This is a genomic window from Streptomyces sp. NPDC007346 (genome assembly GCF_040703535.1).
Lineage (GTDB): Bacteria > Actinomycetota > Actinomycetes > Streptomycetales > Streptomycetaceae > Streptomyces.
This window is the reverse complement of record NZ_JBEYKR010000152.1, coordinates 1-16,503: the sequence shown is the minus strand read 5'-3', so window position 1 is coordinate 16,503 and position 16,503 is coordinate 1. Positions and strand designations below refer to the sequence as shown.

Genomic DNA, 16,503 nt, shown 5'->3' with positions numbered 1-16,503 from the left:
AAATGCCCTCGCTCCGGCCTTCCGCTCCGGCTTCCGGTTCAGGCCAGGCTCCGGGGGACGGTCTCGTTCCAGGTGCGGGAGAAGACCCGGCGGCCGCCTTCGTAACCGTCCAGGGTGGCGTCGACGGTGAACTCGTCGGCGTCGGACCTCAGGACCGTGCTCGTCTCGACCCGCACGTCCCAGCCGGGCCGGGAGAACGTCATGGTCCACGCGGAGCGGCCGCTCGGGGAGGAGAAGTCGTCGGCCACGGAGGTGTACCTCTCGCAGGCCCGCAGCCCCACCTCGATGCCGTTGACCTCGTACCGCTGGAGCCCCCGGTCCTTCACGATGTCGAGGGCGGAGTGGTAGTCGACCAGGCTCCTGGAGACGTTCCAGGCCTGCTCGGGCTCGGTGAGCCGGGTGACGAGGGGCGGCCGGCAGCCCTCCGGTTCGCCGAAGGACACCTGGGGCATGCCGTCCGGTTCCTCGGTGGGGCGCACCGGCAGGGTCAGGGCGGCGCCGTCCTCGTGGACGGTGAGCAGGACCGGTTTTGGGGCCGGCCAGACCAGGGGCCAGTACGAGGTCGAGAGGGAGAGCCGGATGCGGTGGCCGGGCGGGAACGCCTGCGCGACCCCGTTCAGCGGGATGCGGGCGTGGCAGCGGCGGCCCGGTTCCAGCGGCTCGGGGTGCTCGTCGCTCTCCCGGTGGGTCAGGTTCAGCACGCCGTAGGTGACCCGGGTGGCGCGGCCGTCGGGTGCCACGTCGGAGATCCGGGCGGTGATCTGGGCGACGGGGGCGGAGGCGGAAACCTCCAGGCCGACGGAGGGTGAGCCGAGGATCTCCACGCGCTCGGTGAGCGGTTCGGTCTCGAAGACCAGGGAGCCGCCGTCCTCCTCGCGCTGGTCGTAGGGCAGGTCGGGCGGGGCGTTGTAGGAGGCCCACTTGCCCGCGAACTGGCCGACGGAGAGCGGCGACTGGACCGTACGCGTACGTCCGCGCGGGAGGGGCTCCTCCTCGCCGGCCGTCACGATGGTGGCGCCCCGCAGCGGGTGCACCACCTCCTTGACCCGCGGCGAGGGCCAGGAGGGTTCGGCGACCCAGCGGCCGGGGCGCTCCTCGTACGACGTGGAGGGCGGGACGCTCTCCTGCATCCAGGTGCGGAGCATGGGCCCGTCCATGACCCCGTTGTCGATCCCCTTGAGCCAGTGGTCCCACCACCTGACGACCTCCTGGAGGTAGCCGATGGCGGGGCCGGGCTCGCCGAGGTGCGGCAGCTTGTGCGACCAGGGGCCGATCAGCCCCTTGCGCGGCACGTCGACGCCCGCCAGGAGCCGGGTGACGGCGTTGGAGTAGCCGTCCGCCCAGCCGCTGGAGGCCAGGACGGGGCACTGCAACCGCGCGTAGTCCTCGCTGAGCGAGGCGTGCCGCCAGTAGGCGTCGCGGTGCGGGTGGCGCAGCCACTCCAGGACCCAGGGCCGGGCGGCCTCCAGCCGCTCCCGCCACATCTCACGCCACCGCTCCCCCACCACTTCCGGGTCGGGCGGGCAGGTGGCGTACGCGAACATCGTGCCGGCCTCGGCGAGGTTGTCGGAGAGCATGGCCCCGCCGAGGTAGTGCATGTCGTCGGCGTACCGGTTGTCGGTGAACGAGGCGATGACGATGGCCTTCAGGCTCTCCGGCCGCCTCGCCGCCGTCTGGAGCGCGGCGAAGCCGCCCCAGGAGATGCCCATCATGCCGGTGTTCCCGTCGCACCAGGGCTGTGCGGCGACCCAGGCCAGCACCTCTTCGGCGTCGCGCTGCTCCTGCTCCAGGTACTCGTCCAGGAGGACGCCCTCCGACTCCCCGGTCCCGCGCAGGTCCACACGTACGCAGGCGTAGCCGTGGCCCGCGATGTACGGGTGGTGGATGGCGTCCCGGGTGGAGGTGAGGTCGTTCTTGCGGTACGGGATGGTCTCCACGACCGCCGGGACCGGCTCCTGGCCGGACGAGACGGGCCGCCAGATCCTGGCCGACAGCCGCACCCCGTCCGCCATGGTGATGGCGACGTGGTCTTCTTCCTCGGTCTCGTACGGGAGTTGCTCGACGAATCGCATACGGGTGGCAGGGTCCTTCCTGACGTCGGGTCCGGTGGGGGCGGGTACCCAGGACGTCACGAGGCATTCAGGCCGCGCCCGCCCGGTTCCGTCTCGTCGAAGCTCAGGCCGAGGGCGGCGACGCAGGCGTCGAACTTGCGGCGCAGGTCGTCCTCGTCGTCGCCGCCGGTGAAGATGTGGGCGAGTTCGTAGCTGTAGCTGTCCTGGCCCTTTACCGTGGAGAGCTTCTGGCCCTCGGCGGGGACCATGTCGATGCGGACGCCCGGGATCTCCCGCTCGATGGCGGCGATCTCCTCGGCGGTCGGCACCTGGTGGACGCGCCCCTCGCCGAACCAGCGGTAGTACCACTTGGCGGCCACCCGGTAGCGTCCGCCGCCGGCGGGCACGGCCGGGTCGCCGCCGAGGGCGAGCCGGAACATCCGGTGGTGGTTGGGCACCCCGTCGACGAAGTCGAACATCTCCGCGTGCGACTGGGAGTGCCGGGGGTTGATCTCCAGCAGGCTGATGTCGGCGGTCTTCGGGTCGTAGAAGAACTCGATGCTGAACGTGCACGAGTCCATGCCGATCTGCCGCATGGTGCGCTCGCTCACCTCGTGCAGCCGCTGGATCACCGGGGCCGGGAGGGTGCTCGGGTACTGGTGGCGCAGGAAGGAGGAGGAGTCCGGGTAGTTGATCGAGTCGAGCACGCCGTAGACGGTGACCTCGCCGTGGTGCACATATCCCTCGACGGCCACCTGGATGCCGGTCATGGCCTCCTCGGCGAGACAGACCTGGCCCCCTACGCCCGCCATCTCCGGCGGGAGTTCCAGACGGTCGAGTATGGCCTCGAAGGGCTTTCCGACCCGGGCCATGCCCTCGCGTATCTCCGCCACCGCCGTACGGAACTCGTCCAGGTCGGACACGCCGAAGGCCAGCTCGGAGGAGTAGGACAGGGCGGGCTTCACCCACATGGGGAAGCTCATTCCCTCCGGGGGCCGGGGATCGTCGCTGCCCAGGTCCACCATGCCGAAGCGGGGGTATTCGTCGATGACCTTCCGCTGCTCCAGCCGGCTCCAGAACTTGTGCTCGCACTTGACGACCGATTCGAGGCTGGTGCTGGTGGTCCCGTACTCCTTGCTCAGGAGGGGGACGAGGGTGCTCACCGGGAAGTCCCAGTAGCCGACGATCGCGTCGATGCTGCCCTCGTGCGCGTCGAGCACGGCGCGTGCCCGGGTCAGCAGGTCGTCGACGGCTATGGCGTCCTCCTGCAACTCCTTGTGGCTGAGCAGCTGATGGAGGTGGTGGTCATCGGCGTCCGGGACGGCTTCGAGGGTGCGCAGGTTCGCCTCGTCCAGTCCGATGATGAAAATGTTCTTGCGCTGATCTCGGGACACAGGAATGCCTCTCGTCGACGGCGGGGTCCTGCGCCGTCTACCCCTGCGCGGAGGTTCAAACGGGAGCCGCCGACGGCCGGGCGTTCCCGGCCACTTCCGTTCGGGGCATTCTGCGCCTGTGGTGCGTACGGCAGGGGCCGACGGGGCACGAGTGTCGCCGTGCCCCCACCGGCCGGCACCCCCGCACCCCCTCCCCCGCCCCGCAGCTCGAAGGAGACACTCCGTCATGCGCGCACTCGCCCTGGTCTGTACGTTGAACGCCTCGCCCGCCCCCTCCAGCAGCCACCACCTCGCCGGGCAGGTCATGGCCGAGTTCGAACGCCACGGTGTGCGGGGCGAGATCGTCCGGGTGGCCGACCACGACGTCCGTCCGGGCGTCGAGGTGGACATGGGCGACGGCGACGCCTGGCCCGCCCTCCGGGAGAAGGTGCTGGCCGCCGACATCCTCCTGCTCGCCACGCCCATCTGGCTCGGCCACCCCTCCAGCCTCTGCCAGCGGGTGCTGGAGCGTCTGGACGCGGAGTTGTCCGAGTCCGACGACGAGGGCCGCCCCCTCGTCTACGGCAAGGTCGCGACCGTGGCCGTCGTGGGCAACGAGGACGGGGCGCACAAGGTGAGCGCCGACGTCTTCCAGGCCCTCGACGACGTCGGCTTCTCCCTGGCGCCCGGGGCGGTCACATACTGGGTCGGCGAAGCCATGCAGGGCACCGACTACCAGGACCTGGACGAGACGCCCGAGACGGTCGCCTCGACGACCCGTACGCTCGCCGCCAACGCCGTCCACCTGGCCCGGCTGCTCGCCGACGCCCCGTACCCGGCGCCCTGATCCGGCGGTCTGATCCGGCCACTTGGTCCGGGCTCCTGGTCCGGGCTCCTGGTCCGGGCTCCTGGTCCGGGCTCGGGTCCCGTTTCCTGGTCCCGCCTTTTGGTCCGTGCGTCATCCCCGGGGCTGGATCCGTGCCTCGGGAGGAGTCTCACCCGTGATGCTGGCGATCAGCTCGGCGCAGAGCGCCCGCAGCTTGATGTTGCGGTGCTGCGATGCCGTACGCAGGACCTCGAAGGCCTTCTCCGGGGTGCAGCGCTGCTGGCCGACGACCACGCCGATCGCCTGGTCGATGACCGTGCGCGACTGGAGGGCCGCCTCCAGATCGGCGGCGAACTCCTCGGTGTCGGCGATGCGTTGGGCCAGGGCGATGGCCCCGGTGGCCTGCGCGGTGAGCAGCCGCAGTGCCGTGAGGTCGGCGTCGTCGAAGGCGTTGGGGAGCGGCGCGTACAGGTTGAGGGCTCCGGCGGTGTGGCTGTGCGGGGCGATGGGCAGCGACAGCGAGGACCGGGCGCCGCAGACCGCGGCGTAGGCGGGGTAGTCGGCCCAGCGGCTCTCCCGGAGCGTGTCGGGCACGCTGACCTCCAGGCCGGTGCGCATCGCCTGGAGACACGGGCCGTCGTCCTGCCCGTACTGGGCCTCGTCCAGCTTCGTGGCGGAGGCTCCCGCGCTGGAGACGGTGACAGGACGCCCCTGCCGCTCCAGCGTGATGCCGCATCCGTCGGCCGCTTCCACCAGGGCCAGGGCGCTGCGGGCGAGTGCGTGGAGGAACTCGTCCAGCGATTTCGTCTCCAGGAGCAGCGCGGTCGTGTCCGGCGCCTCGGCCACGGGCCTGTCAGTCATGATCATCTCGTTCTGGGCGGTGACCCGCCTCCCGAAAGGGCGGGGCAGAGCTGGCGCGGCGCAGTCCGGGCCGCTGGGACAGGGCAACCTCCACCGACGCACCGGTGCCTGGGGCAGGTTCCGGGCGTGCGGCAGGAGGGCTTCAGACGTGGGTGAGCGAGGGCCGTGCAAGGGCGGGCGCGCCACCGGCCGTGGTCACGGGACTGCTGATGGCTCTGCGCGGGAGGGGCCGGCCCGGCGCGGCGCGGCGGGGGCGGAAGGCCTCGGCGGACGGGCCGGTCGTCGCCAGGGCGGGCGTCGGCCGGTCTCTGCGCGAGGCATGAAGCCCGGTCGCGGGCGGGCGACTTCGGGCGGCCGGGGCGGGCACGCACGCGGTGCGGTGAGCACCGGCGGCCGGGGCGAGGACGGGCTGAGGGAGAGAGCGGTTCACGGGGACTCCACGGAGGCAGGAAGAAATCTCAAGGGCCGCTTCCTGACCACCAGCGGTTCATTATGCCCTCTCGGCCGCCACGGCCCGGCAGGCCGTGGCGGTACACCGGCCGACGCGGCCGGAAAGCGCCACCGGGCGCCGGGGCCTGACGCCCCGTGCCGCCGTCGCCCGGTGCTGTCACCACTCCGTCGTGCCGTCATCACTCCACCGTGCCGCCATCACGCTGTCTGCCGCCATCACGCTGTCTGCCGTCATCACTCCGTCCTGCCGTCATCGCCTGCGGGGGAAGCGGGGCAGGGACGTGTCGGCGTACGGTCCGACCGCGCGGCTCGTGTGCGGGGCCGGGTCCGACGGTGTGATCCGCCGCTCCAGCCGCTCGAGCCGCTCCCGCAGGCTTCCCTTGCGGGGTGCGTCGGTGCCCGGCCGGCATCCCCGGCTGCGGAGCTCGGCGCCCTGCAGACTGAACGCCACGCGCAGGACACGGTTGAGCGCCGCCGCGCTCAGGACCTCACGCGCCGTCTCGTATCTGGCCACGACCGCGATCGACACGCCGCGCTGCTCGGCCTCCGCGCGCACCCGCAGCAGCACGCCCAGGGCGCGTGGGGTGAGCAAGGGGGTGAGGACGTCCACGATGAGCGTGCTCGGCCCGCAGCAGGGCAGCAGCGTCAGCAACTCGTGCTCGATCGCCGACTCGTTGTCGAGGTCGACGACCTGACACACCTCGACGACCAGGTGCGACTCGTCGAGGTGGTAGCTCAGCAAGGGCATCGTGTACTCCGTGGAAGCAGGCCGATGGGCAGGCCGCTTCCTGACCTTGTTCTGCGCCTGCCCCCACTTTCGGCCCCGACACCCGTGGCGGCGCGTTTCCTCGCCCGGTGCACGGCCCGCCCCGTCCCTGCGGGGCCGCGACGCCTCTTCCCGTATCGTGCCATGCTGGCTGCAAGGGCTCCGGCTCGGAAGGGAGCGACCATGACCGACGCCCTCACTCCCGGGACGCCCGATCTCGTCTCCCTCCTCCTGGACAGCGACACGCTCGACGACTTCCTCCAGGTTCTGGCCGAGAGCGCCCTCCTCAGGACTCCGGGCGCCGATGGCTGCGGGATCACCCTGGAGCGGCAGAACCGTCCCCTGACCGTGGTCAGCGCGGGGGTCAGCGCGCCGGCGCTGGACGAGGCGCAGTACGGGCAGGACGACGGCCCCTGCCTCGAAGCCCTGCGCGAGGGGCACGAGGTCAGCGTGGGCGACATGCAGACGGAGGACCGCTGGGGGGACTATCCGGCGTTCGCCGTCGCCGCCGGGACCAGGTCGTCGCTCTCGCTGCCGATCGCCGCCCACTCCCACACCGCCGGGGCCCTGAACCTGTACTCCCCCAAGGTGGACGGCTTCGAGGAGGCCGATCTCTCCGGGCTGCGGGATCTGGCCGCCCAGGCGACGGGGGCCATCGCCCTGGCCCAACGCCTCTCCGACGCCCGGACCTTCACCGCGGACCTCCAGGCGGCCCTTCAGTCACGCACGGTGATCGACCAGGCGGCCGGCATCGTCATGAACCAGCGCCGCTGCACCCCCGAGGAGGCGCTGAACACGCTGCGCAGCGCCTCGCAGCACCGCAACGTCAAGCTGCGCGACCTCTGCGCGCAGCTCGTCGGATCCGTCTCGGGGACCGTACCGCCGGGCGACCCCCGGCTGCGTCCCCGCCCCTGAGCGGCGACGCGCCGCTGCCGCCGCTCAGGCGGAGACCGGGGCGGAGAGCGGGGCCTCGCGTCTGAGGGCCGCGCGGTGCAGCTGCTCACGCGCCGCGACGAGCGCCGCGGCGATCTCACGGGTCCCGGTGGAGACGCACAGCGTGTAGCTCACGTCCTCCAGGCCGCGGGCCACCCCGTCGCCGCCCTCGCCGTGCTGTGCCCGGAGTTCTTCGTACCGGCGCAGAAGTTCTTCGAGTACCGCGGGGTGTGCGATCAGCATCGCGCTCTGCCTTTCTCTCACTACCAAGGGCACCCGTGGGTGTCGGACGGGCGCGGAAAGCGTTCCGGAAGCGAACAGCGGACATACGGCGGCGCGCCGTCAGTGGCGCGTCACGCATACCCGGGGTAATGCCGAATACCGAAAAGGGAGGCGAAGATGACCCGGTGTCAGCACGGCTCATCCCAGGAACGACGGACGGATTCGATCCGGCCGCTTCCTGACCTCGCCCTATAACTGTGCCCAGCCGTACGCGATTCATGCAAGCGTGAGGGCTTTACCGGCGCCCATGTTTACCGTGCGAACCATGGGTACTCCTCCTGCAAGGTATCCGGCGTACGCGGAACTGAGGCGCCGGTGGGTTGGGAAAGCAGCCCTCGGCGCCGCTCCGGGCGATATCTGCTCCTTTTCGTGGAACGGCCGTCACTCCAGTGGACGCGGAACCCCCGGACGGGCGTGCCCCGCGCCCCACGGCGTTGTTTATTGGGGCTCGTACGGGAAACGCGGGTGGGCGTCCCCCGGGGAATCGGACCACCTGTTCCGACGGAGGTTTCGCGGCCCCGGCCGGCGAGACGAAGAAGGAGTACCTCATGCCTGCTGGATCCAGTGCGAAGCGTGAACGCCAGTACGAGCACATCAAGGAGAGCCAGGAGGAACGGGGCACCTCCGAGAAGCGCGCCAAGGAGATCGCCGCACGGACGGTGAACAAGGAGCGGGCCCGGTCCGGCGAGTCGGAGACGGCGAGCAGGACGTCGACGCAGGACAAGAAGTCCGCCTACGAACGCGGGGGCGAACGCTCCCACAAGGGTGCGCAGGGTCCGACGAAGGACCAGCTCTACGAAGAGGCGAAGAAGAAGAACATCGACGGGCGCTCCTCGATGAACAAGGCGGAGCTGCGGAAGGCGCTCGGACGCTGACCTTCCGTGCAGCCGGTGAGCCCAACGCAGAGGAGGACGCATGAGCGATGAAGCACGCGGCGACGATGTGTACCAGCCGCAGGACGACGACGGCCAGGAGCCGCCCAACGACGAGCTCGACCTCCAGAACACGCTCGGTGAACGTGATCTGGACGATCAGATGGAAGAGGGGTACTCCCCTCCCGAACGCCCTCTGGGTGTGAACAAGTTCGGCACCACGGGCGAGGAGGAGCGCGAGGGCGAATCGCTCGACCAGCGGCTCGCCCAGGAGGTCGCGGACGTCGAACCGCCCGACGGTGACGGCATCGGCGACGTCGCGGAGGGCGAGGGCGAGCCGCAGGAGCGGATCGACGGTGACGCGCGGGCCGGACGGCTGACGGCGGCGGACGACGCGACCGGCCGGAACACCGACGTCTTCGCCGAGGACGTCGGCATCGACGGCGGGGCCGCGTCGGCCGAGGAAGCGGCCGTGCACGTGGCCGACGAGGCGGACGGCGGAGGCCGGGAAGCCTGATGGTCCGGACCGTACGTACGGGACACGGCAGCGAAGGAATCAGGGGCACATGGCAGCAGGCGCGGCGATCTTCGACGTGGACGGCACGCTCACCGATACCAACCATCTGCACGTGGTGGCGTGGTGGGAGGCGTTCCGGCAGGCGGGGCACACCGTGCCGATGCCGGACATCCACCGGGCGGTGGGGCTCGGCTCCGGCGATCTGATCGAGCGGCTGCTCGGTCCCGGCCGGGACCGTGACCAGGACTCCGCCATCAGCTCCGCGCACAAGGTGCTCTACGGGACGTACTTCGACCGCCTCCCCGCCTTCGAGGGCGCGGGCGATCTGCTGCGGACCCTGGCCGGACGTGACTGGCGGGTCGTCCTCGCCACCTCGGCGAGCGGGCCCGAGCTGGCGGCCCTGCGGAGGGCGGTGGACGCGGACGAGGCCGTCCGCGCCACGGCGAGCTCGGACGACGTCGACGAGGGCAAGCCCGCCCCGGAACCCGTGCGGCTGGCCCTGGAGCTGGCCGGTACGGACGCCGCGCAGGCGGTGTTCGTGGGGGACACGGTGTGGGACATGGAGGCGGCGACGCGGGCCGGTGTGCGCTCGGTGGCGCTGCTGTCGGGCGGCATTCCGCGGGCCGACCTTCAGGCGGCGGGGGCCGACGCGGTCTTCCGGGACGTCGCCGAGCTGCTCGCCCGCCTGGACGACAGCCCTTTCGGGGCACCATCGGCTGCCTAAGACCTGCCCGGACGAGGCCCCGGTCCGCCCGATGCGGGTGACCGGGGCCTCGTCGGGGCCGGCGCCCCGGCCGGCCCGGCCGCGTCAGGTGCCGGATTCCACCAGCGGGTGGTCCCCGTCGGTGGGCCAGCGCAGCACGGCCCCCAGACCGCCCACCGGCTCGGCCTCGCCCTGCCCGGTCTCCGGGCGGTTGTCGGCTTCCAGGTCCTCGGCGGGGCTGCGGTCCCGTACGACGGCCGCGCCGACGACGACCACGTCCGCGCCCGTCAGGGTCGCCGACCGCAGCAGCGCGTCGTCGGCGCGGACCGGGAAGGGCTCCGGTTCGCCGAGCGCACGGGCGTCGGTGCGGCGCAGCGCGATCTGTTCGGCCTGCGGACCGGCCCAGACCTCGCGGTGGGTGTCGGGCCCGTCCGGCCGGAGCAGCAGGGTGGCGATCCGGTGCTCGCGGGCGGCGTCGATCAGTGCCGCGACCCCGTCGGCCGCCTCGGTCGTACCGTCGCGGCCCTTGGCCGCGGCGAACCGCTCCAGCGTCTCCTCGGCGCGCAGCCGGGCCTGCTCCCGGCGCTCGGCCGCGATCCACTCGTCCAGCCGCGCGCTGTGGGAACCGGGGGCGCGTCCGCCGTGGTCCGTCTCGACGACGGCGGCGGAGAGCTGGTCGGGCAGCGCCTCGTGCACGGTCCGCCGCTCCCGCTCGTCGCCCACCAGGACGACGAGCCTCGCTCCCGTCCTGGCCACCGCCTCCTCGACGGCCGAGGCGACGGTGCGGGCGTTCTCCTCCCAGGTGTTCTCCACGCTGAGCTGGAAGTGGCGCTCGGACCAGTCGGACGCGGTCGTGCGGTGCACCGGCCAGTCACGGCCCTCGACGCTGCCCTCGGGCCGGCTCCCGCCCGCTGTGCGCAGTTCGAAGTCGGCGCCGAGCCGGTCGATGTGGACGACGAGTGTGTCCGGCTCGTCGGGGGTCAGCTCCAGGAGCGGTACGACGTGCGGGAGCGGGGCCCATACGGCGGAGGACTCGTCCGGCGGCGGGAGGCCCAGGACCGGTTCGAACACGACCTCACCGTGGGCGGCGAACACGGCCCTGCCGGGCGTCTGCCCGAACTCGTACGAGTCGATCGCCCGGCGCACCGCCCGGCAGGTCTCCTGGTCCGCCCCCTGCGCGGCCAGTTCCTCGCTGATCTGCCGCCCCTTGAGCTCGCGGCGGCTGAGTGTGGCCTCGTCGGCGAACGAGGTGTCGAGGTACGCCGAGGCCCAGGGGCCGGGTCGTTCGTACAGGGGCGTCAGAGGCGCGAGATCCATCGTCTTCTCCCGGTCTGTCAGGGTGGCTCGGCCGAAGCGGGTACCCCTTTCGGCCGAGGCCATACGTCACGACCCTCCGCCCATGCCCGCTACCACCCCCCTATCGCGCTCGGGAGGGTTTCACACGTTTGACCCCTATACATGGGGGTATGAGCGGGTCGTGCTTCGGACAAGAGGCGCCCGTGGGAGTTGCGGGCGGCGTCTGCCCGATCCGTGCGCACTCCCACGGCGATCCGGCGCCGACCGCGAAGGAGTGAGCGCCATGCAGGCTGCACCTACCCCCGAGCCGCCCCCGGATGCGGGCGCCCCGTCGGACGGCGGGGCTTTCCGGAGGCTGAGCGAGCTTCCCCCGGGGCGGAAGCGGGACGCCCTGCGGAACGAGACGGCCTGCGCCTGGCTCCCGATGGCGTACCGGCTGGCCTCCCGCTTCCGCGACCGGGGCGAGTCGCTGGACGATCTGCGCCAGGTGGCAGCGATGGGGCTGGTGAAGGCGGTGGACCGCTACGACCCCGCGCGGGGCAAGGCCTTCGAGACCTTCGCCGTACCGACCGTGACGGGCGAGCTCAAGCGGCACTTCCGCGACCACACGTGGGACGTCCATGTGCCCCGCCGGGTCCAGGACCTGCGCAACCGGGTCCGGACGGCGCGCCGCGACCTGGCCCAGAGGCTCGGCGGACGCGCGCCCACCTGCGCCGAGATCGCGGCGGAGGCGGGCCTCGCCGAGGAGGACGTCCTGCTCGGCCTGGAGGCCCTGGAGAGCTACAGCGCCCTGTCCCTGGACGCCGGACCGGCGGGTCCCGACGCCGGGGGCACCCTGGCCGACCGGCTGGGCTCCTGCGACCACGCCCTGGACGTCGCCGTCGACCGTGAGGCCGTCAAACCGGGGCTGCGCGAGCTGCCCGAGCGCGAACGGACCATCCTGTACCTGCGGTACTTCCGCGACATGACCCAGGTCGGCATCGCGGAGCACCTGGGCATATCCCAGATGCACGTCTCCCGCCTGATCAGCCGGTCCTGCGAGCGCGTGCGTGCCGGGGCCCTGAAGGAAGCCGTGTGAACGGACGTCTCGCCCGCCTCGCCCCGCGCGTGAGGCCCCCCGACCGCTACCAGGTGGTGCAGTCCCTCAAAGCCGCCGGCGCGGCGTCCCTCGCCTGGGCCGTGACGGGCTGGTGGCTGGCGGCCCCGATGGCGCTGATGGCCCCGTGGGCGGCCGTGGCCCTGGTCCAGGGGACGGTCTACCGGTCCTTGCGCACCGCCCTCCAGCTGTTCCTGATGATCTCGGCCGGCACGCTCCTCGCCGCGGGCGCCGTCCTCCTCACGGACGACGTCATGACCGCCATGCTCATCGCCCTCCCCCTGGCCGTGCTGCTCGGCAACTGGGCACCGGTCGGCGGGCAGGGCCTGTACGCGCCCACCACCGCGCTGTTCGTCCTGGCCTACGGGTCCTACTCGGTGGCCGACGTCGGACACCGGCTGCTGGAGACCGCCGTGGGGGCCGCGGTGGGCATCGCGGTGAACGCGCTCGTCCTGCCGCCGGTGCACTCGCTGCACGTCAACAAGCTGGCGTGCGCGCTGCCGCGCGACTGCGCGCACTTGCTGCGGGAGATGGGCGACGGTATCCGCGACGACTACGGCAAGGAGCGGGCGGAGCAGTGGTACCGGGCCGCCGGGGAGATGCTCGGGGCCCTCGCGGAGCTGCGGGTCGCGCGGGGATGGGCCTCGGAGAGCTTCCGGCTCAACCCCGGCCGCCGCCTCCGCCGCCGGACGCCGTCGCCGTCCGACGCGTGGGACGTCCTGTGGGCGCGGGTGGGGGACCGCCTCCTCACGCTCACGCTGACCCTGTGGGAGACCGCTTCCGAGGCGCGGGGGCTGCCGATGCCCACGCGCCGGGCCCTGGACGGGCTCAGCGTCCTGCTGGCCGCCGCCGCGGACGTCTGTGCCGTGGATCAGGCGGTCATGGAGCACGGCCCGGACGAGGAGCGCCGCGCCCGGCGCGGCGCCGGTCTGGCCGAGGCCCACCGTGCCCTGGACACCATGCAGGGGTACCTCCATGAGCCGGGCCCCGACACGGGGGCCTCGCTGGGCAGCCTGGTGGCCGCCTGCCAAGCGCTGCTCGACGACCTCGCGCCCGACGGGAACGGGCCGGCGTCCGCCGCCTGACCCGCCCGTCGGACCCCCTGTCCGGAGAAAACCGGATTGCCCGAGAAGCCCGAGCAGCCCGAGAAGAAGGAGCCGACGGACGAGATGCGATCATCCCTCGCTGCGCGCCTGGACGACCTGCTCCGGCCCCGCAGCCCCACGGGCCGTGTCCTGGTCACCGGCTGGTTCAGCTTCCTGGACGGGGAGGTGACGGCGGGCGACGCGCTGGCCCAGCGGGCCGCGTCCAGCGCGCTGGACCGGCTGGGCATCGCCCACGACACAGCCTGGAGCCCGGCCTTCGCCCCGGGGGCGCTGACGCTCGAAGCGGCGCTCCCCGCGGCCTACGAGCAGCTTCTGTTCGTCTGCGGGCCGGTCCACGGCGAGCAGCTCGCCGCCCTGCACCGCCGCTACGCCTCCTGCCGGCGCGTCGCCGTCGGGGTGAGTGTCGTGGACCCGGACAGCCCGGCCGCGAGCGGCTTCCACCGCATCGAACCGCGCGACGGACCGGGCAGCGCCCCGCTGCCGGACCTCGCGGCGGCCGCACCGGTCATGCCCGCCACGCCGGTGGTGGGGGTGGCCCTGACGTACGGGCAGGGTGAGTACGGGGAGCGGCGGACCCACGACCGCGTGGCCGGGGTGCTGCTCCCCTGGCTGGCGGGCAAGGACGGTGCGCGGGTCGATGCCGACACCCGGCTGGCGTACGACGACGGGTTCCGCTGCCGGACGCCCGACCAGTACCTCTCCCTGGTCGGGCGGCTCGACCTCCTGGTCACCGACCGGCTGCACGGCCTGGTCCTGGCCCTGCGCGCCGGTGTCCCCGCGCTGGCCGTCGACCCGGTCAGGGGCGGGGCCAAGGTGTCGGCGCAGGCGAAGGTGGCGCGCTGGCCCGCGCTGCTGCCGGGTGAGGAGCTGACGACCGGGCTCCTGGACCGCTGGTGGCACTGGTGCCTCTCCCCCGCCGGGGCGGCCGCCGCCCGGCGGCGCCGCTCACGGCTGCTCGCGGGCGCCGAGGCCGCCGAGGACCCCTGAGCCGGGCTCCGGCGGCGAGGGGTCGGCCGGATGTTTGCCGCCGGATGACGGTGGTACCCGACGGGCTCCCGCCCGGCCCGTCGCCGACTCCCGCTCCGGCCCCACTCCCAGCTCCGGCTCCGGCCCCCACTTCTCAGCTCCAGCTCCAGATCCAGGAGGAGACATGCCCGAAGAGACCCGTCCCGTCGCCCCGGTCGCGCTGGTGACCGGCGCCGATTCGGGGATCGGACGAGCCGTCGCCGTGAAGCTCGCCCAGCAGGGCATGGACGTGGGCATCACCTACCACAGCGACCGTGAGGGCGGCGAGGGCACGGCCGATGAGGTGCGTTCGGCGGGCCGGCGCGCCGCCCTGGCCCGGCTCGACCTCACCGAACTGCCGGGCGCCGCCGATGTGGTGGACGCCCTCGCCGACGAGCTGGGCCGTGTCGACGTCCTCGTCAACTGCGCGGGGACCGGGACCGCCACCCGGTTCCTCGACCTGGACCACGCGACGGTCCGGCAGGTGATCGACGTGAACCTCATCGGCCCGTTCCTCTGCTCGCAGCGTGCGGCCCGGCGCATGATCGCCCAGGGGGACGGCGGCCGCATCGTGAACATCACCTCGGTGCACGAGCACCAGCCGAGGGTCGGCGCGGCCCCCTACTGCGCGGCCAAGGGGGGCCTCGGCCTGCTGACGCAGGTCATGGCCCTGGAGCTGGCCGAGTACGGCATCACCGTGAACGCGGTGGCCCCCGGGGAGATCGCCACCCCGATGACGGGGCAGGAGGACACCGAGGTGGAGAGCGAGGACCGGCCGGGCATCCCGCTCGGGCGTCCGGGCGACGCGCGGGAGGTCGCCTCGGTCGTCGCCTTCCTGGCCGGACCGGAGTCCTCGTACACGACCGGGGCCTCGTGGGCGGTGGACGGCGGAATGCTGCGCATGGGCCCGCAGGCGGGTTCCCATCTGCGCTCCGACGACTGGCGCCGCCCCTGAGCGCGCGACCGGCCGGTCTCCGCCCGACGGCCTGCCGGGGCTCGCCCGCCCCGGCGGACCCCCCGCGCCCTGAACCCCGTACGCGTCAGCACCCCCCACCCCACGGAGGACCCCATGGCCGACGACACCCTGCCGCTCCTGCTGCACGGCTACGCGTGGCTGCCCGACCGCAGGCGCCGCAGCGGCGGAGCGCCCGTGGTCACACGCCTGCTCGGCAAGCGGGCCATCGCCCTGCACGGTCCGGCGGCCGTGCGCTTCTTCTACGACGAGAAGCACATCCGCCGCACGGACGCCCTGCCGCAACCGGTGATCGACACGCTCTTCGGCCGGGGCGCGGTCCACACCCTGGACGGCGGGCGCCACGAGGTGCGCAAGGCGCTCTTCACCGGTCTACTCAAGGAGCCGTCCCGGGTTCGCGACCTCTCCGAGCGGGTCGGCGCGGAGCTGGAACGGGCCCGGGTGGAGTGGGCCGCGCGCGGGCGGGTGGTCCTCTTCGACGAGGTGGCCGAGGTCCTCACCCGCGCGGTGCACGCCTGGGCCGGGGTGCCCCTGGCCGAGGACGCGGTGGCCCCCACGGCCCGGGACATGATCGCCATGGTCGACGGCTTCGCCTCCGTGGGCCCGCGTCACTTCACGGCGCGGCGGGCGCGCGCCCGCCAGGAGGAGCGGCTCGCCCCGCTGGTGGAGACGGCCCGGGAAGGGGCCGCCCCGGACGGCGACGGCTCCGGCACCACGGTGTTCGGCACGGTCGCGGCCCACCGGGACGCGGACGGGGCCCTGCTGACCCCGCACACCGCCGCCGTCGAGGTGCTCAACGTGCTGCGGCCGACGGTGGCCATCACCTGGTTCGCGGTGTTCGCCGCCCACGCCCTGCACCGCCACCCCGAACACCGCGAGGTCCTGGCGGGCGACGACGGTCCCGAGTACGCGTGGGCGTTCGCGCAGGAGGTGCGCCGGTTCTATCCGTTCGCGCCCTTCGTGGGCGGCCTGGCGGCGGAGCGGCTGGAGTGGGCCGGAGAGACGATCAAGCCGGGCACGATGGTCCTGCTCGATCTGTACGGGCTGGACCACGACCCGGACCTGTGGCCCGAGCCGTACCGCTTCGACCCGACCCGCTTCCTGGGCAGCGCCCCGCCCGTCGACGCGCTGGTCCCGCAGGGCGGCGGCCCCGTGGACGGCCACCGGTGCCCCGGGGAGGACGTGACGGTCGCGGTCCTGGCCACGGTGGCGAGGTTCCTGGCGCGGACCTCGTACGACGTCGTGGAGCAGGATCTGCGCATCCCCCTGCGCCGGATCCCGACGGCTCCCCGGAGCGGTTTCGTGATCGGGGACGTGGCCGAGGCCCCGGCCGGTGTCCGTGCCGGGGCCTCGAGCGCGAGCCCCGGTCACCGACCCGGCGGACCGGTCGGCC

16 protein-coding genes are annotated in these 16,503 nt (G+C 73.0%); 10 read left to right on the top strand and 6 right to left on the bottom strand.

Features of this window, described 5'->3' with window-relative positions; genetic code table 11:
• Positions 1–38 precede the first annotated feature (38 nt).
• Positions 39–2,072, bottom strand: coding sequence for a CocE/NonD family hydrolase (locus tag AB0917_RS28745; RefSeq protein ID WP_366822601.1), 2,034 nt, complete (start codon positions 2,070–2,072; stop codon positions 39–41).
• Positions 2,073–2,128: 56 nt separating this feature from the next.
• Positions 2,129–3,445 (bottom strand): ATP-grasp domain-containing protein, encoded by a 1,317-nt coding sequence (locus AB0917_RS28740; RefSeq protein ID WP_366822600.1) that lies wholly within the window; start codon positions 3,443–3,445, stop codon positions 2,129–2,131.
• Positions 3,446–3,671: 226 nt separating this feature from the next.
• On the opposite strand from AB0917_RS28740, the gene AB0917_RS28735 reads away from it, so the two are divergent.
• Positions 3,672–4,271 (top strand): NAD(P)H-dependent oxidoreductase, encoded by a 600-nt coding sequence (locus AB0917_RS28735; RefSeq protein ID WP_366822599.1) that lies wholly within the window; start codon positions 3,672–3,674, stop codon positions 4,269–4,271.
• 111 nt (positions 4,272–4,382) lie between these two features.
• On the opposite strand, the gene AB0917_RS28730 is transcribed toward AB0917_RS28735, so the two are convergent.
• Both AB0917_RS28730 and AB0917_RS28725 read right to left on the bottom strand, forming a co-directional pair.
• A complete protein-coding gene (locus AB0917_RS28730; RefSeq protein WP_366822598.1) occupies positions 4,383–5,117 on the bottom strand; it encodes a GAF and ANTAR domain-containing protein in 735 nt (244 codons plus the stop codon).
• Between the two features lie 694 nt (positions 5,118–5,811).
• Complete coding sequence (locus tag AB0917_RS28725; protein ID WP_366822597.1) at positions 5,812–6,309, bottom strand: STAS domain-containing protein; 498 nt, start codon at positions 6,307–6,309, stop codon at positions 5,812–5,814.
• Positions 6,310–6,510: 201 nt separating this feature from the next.
• On the opposite strand from AB0917_RS28725, the gene AB0917_RS28720 reads away from it, so the two are divergent.
• Positions 6,511–7,242, top strand: a complete 732-nt coding sequence (locus AB0917_RS28720) for a GAF and ANTAR domain-containing protein (protein WP_366822596.1) — start codon at positions 6,511–6,513, stop codon at positions 7,240–7,242.
• Positions 7,243–7,266: 24 nt separating this feature from the next.
• On the opposite strand, the gene AB0917_RS28715 is transcribed toward AB0917_RS28720, so the two are convergent.
• A complete protein-coding gene (locus tag AB0917_RS28715; RefSeq protein ID WP_366822595.1) occupies positions 7,267–7,503 on the bottom strand; it encodes a DUF5133 domain-containing protein in 237 nt (78 codons plus the stop codon).
• A gap of 587 nt (positions 7,504–8,090) precedes the next feature.
• On the opposite strand from AB0917_RS28715, the gene AB0917_RS28710 reads away from it, so the two are divergent.
• Genes AB0917_RS28710 through AB0917_RS28700 form a run of 3 tightly spaced genes read left to right on the top strand, consistent with a single transcriptional unit; the run spans position 8,091 to position 9,655 of the window.
• Positions 8,091–8,417 carry a plasmid stabilization protein gene (locus tag AB0917_RS28710; protein WP_366822594.1) on the top strand — a complete coding sequence of 109 codons (327 nt, stop codon included), beginning with the start codon at positions 8,091–8,093 and terminating at the stop codon, positions 8,415–8,417.
• Between the two features lie 40 nt (positions 8,418–8,457).
• Positions 8,458–8,931, top strand: coding sequence for a DUF5709 domain-containing protein (locus tag AB0917_RS28705; protein WP_366822593.1), 474 nt, complete (start codon positions 8,458–8,460; stop codon positions 8,929–8,931).
• A 49-nt stretch (positions 8,932–8,980) separates the two neighbouring features.
• Complete coding sequence (locus tag AB0917_RS28700; RefSeq protein WP_366822592.1) at positions 8,981–9,655, top strand: HAD family hydrolase; 675 nt, start codon at positions 8,981–8,983, stop codon at positions 9,653–9,655.
• 84 nt (positions 9,656–9,739) lie between these two features.
• On the opposite strand, the gene AB0917_RS28695 is transcribed toward AB0917_RS28700, so the two are convergent.
• Positions 9,740–10,951 carry a Vms1/Ankzf1 family peptidyl-tRNA hydrolase gene (locus AB0917_RS28695; protein ID WP_366822591.1) on the bottom strand — a complete coding sequence of 404 codons (1,212 nt, stop codon included), beginning with the start codon at positions 10,949–10,951 and terminating at the stop codon, positions 9,740–9,742.
• Positions 10,952–11,213: 262 nt separating this feature from the next.
• Between AB0917_RS28695 and AB0917_RS28690 the strand changes: the two genes are divergently transcribed.
• From AB0917_RS28690 to AB0917_RS28670, 5 genes are all read left to right on the top strand, one after another.
• Positions 11,214–12,008, top strand: a complete 795-nt coding sequence (locus AB0917_RS28690; RefSeq protein ID WP_366822590.1) for a SigB/SigF/SigG family RNA polymerase sigma factor — start codon at positions 11,214–11,216, stop codon at positions 12,006–12,008.
• Entirely contained in the window at positions 12,005–13,111 is a 1,107-nt protein-coding gene (locus AB0917_RS28685) for an FUSC family protein (RefSeq protein ID WP_366822589.1), read from the top strand. The genes AB0917_RS28690 and AB0917_RS28685 overlap by 4 nt, the downstream gene beginning before the upstream one ends.
• 36 nt (positions 13,112–13,147) lie before the next feature.
• Positions 13,148–14,119 carry a polysaccharide pyruvyl transferase family protein gene (locus tag AB0917_RS28680; RefSeq protein WP_366822588.1) on the top strand — a complete coding sequence of 324 codons (972 nt, stop codon included), beginning with the start codon at positions 13,148–13,150 and terminating at the stop codon, positions 14,117–14,119.
• Positions 14,120–14,282: 163 nt separating this feature from the next.
• Complete coding sequence (locus tag AB0917_RS28675) at positions 14,283–15,092, top strand: SDR family oxidoreductase (RefSeq protein WP_366822587.1); 810 nt, start codon at positions 14,283–14,285, stop codon at positions 15,090–15,092.
• Between the two features lie 114 nt (positions 15,093–15,206).
• Positions 15,207–16,503 (top strand): cytochrome P450 (locus tag AB0917_RS28670; RefSeq protein ID WP_366822586.1); only part of this gene is annotated, 1,297 nt, incomplete at its 3' end.

Excerpts from the sequence above, each read along its gene's own strand:
- AB0917_RS28710 (WP_366822594.1), top strand. The coding sequence starts at position 8,091 with ATGCCTGCTGGATCCAGTGCGAAGCGTGAACGCCAGTACGAGCACATC.
- AB0917_RS28725 (WP_366822597.1), bottom strand. The coding sequence starts at position 6,309 with ATGCCCTTGCTGAGCTACCACCTCGACGAGTCGCACCTGGTCGTCGAG.
- AB0917_RS28745 (WP_366822601.1), bottom strand. The coding sequence starts at position 2,072 with ATGCGATTCGTCGAGCAACTCCCGTACGAGACCGAGGAAGAAGACCAC.
- AB0917_RS28675 (WP_366822587.1), top strand. The coding sequence starts at position 14,283 with ATGCCCGAAGAGACCCGTCCCGTCGCCCCGGTCGCGCTGGTGACCGGC.
- AB0917_RS28705 (WP_366822593.1), top strand. The coding sequence starts at position 8,458 with ATGAGCGATGAAGCACGCGGCGACGATGTGTACCAGCCGCAGGACGAC.
- AB0917_RS28720 (WP_366822596.1), top strand. The coding sequence starts at position 6,511 with ATGACCGACGCCCTCACTCCCGGGACGCCCGATCTCGTCTCCCTCCTC.
- AB0917_RS28700 (WP_366822592.1), top strand. The coding sequence starts at position 8,981 with ATGGCAGCAGGCGCGGCGATCTTCGACGTGGACGGCACGCTCACCGAT.
- AB0917_RS28690 (WP_366822590.1), top strand. The coding sequence starts at position 11,214 with ATGCAGGCTGCACCTACCCCCGAGCCGCCCCCGGATGCGGGCGCCCCG.
- AB0917_RS28715 (WP_366822595.1), bottom strand. The coding sequence starts at position 7,503 with ATGCTGATCGCACACCCCGCGGTACTCGAAGAACTTCTGCGCCGGTAC.
- AB0917_RS28735 (WP_366822599.1), top strand. The coding sequence starts at position 3,672 with ATGCGCGCACTCGCCCTGGTCTGTACGTTGAACGCCTCGCCCGCCCCC.
- AB0917_RS28695 (WP_366822591.1), bottom strand. The coding sequence starts at position 10,951 with ATGGATCTCGCGCCTCTGACGCCCCTGTACGAACGACCCGGCCCCTGG.
- AB0917_RS28730 (WP_366822598.1), bottom strand. The coding sequence starts at position 5,117 with ATGATCATGACTGACAGGCCCGTGGCCGAGGCGCCGGACACGACCGCG.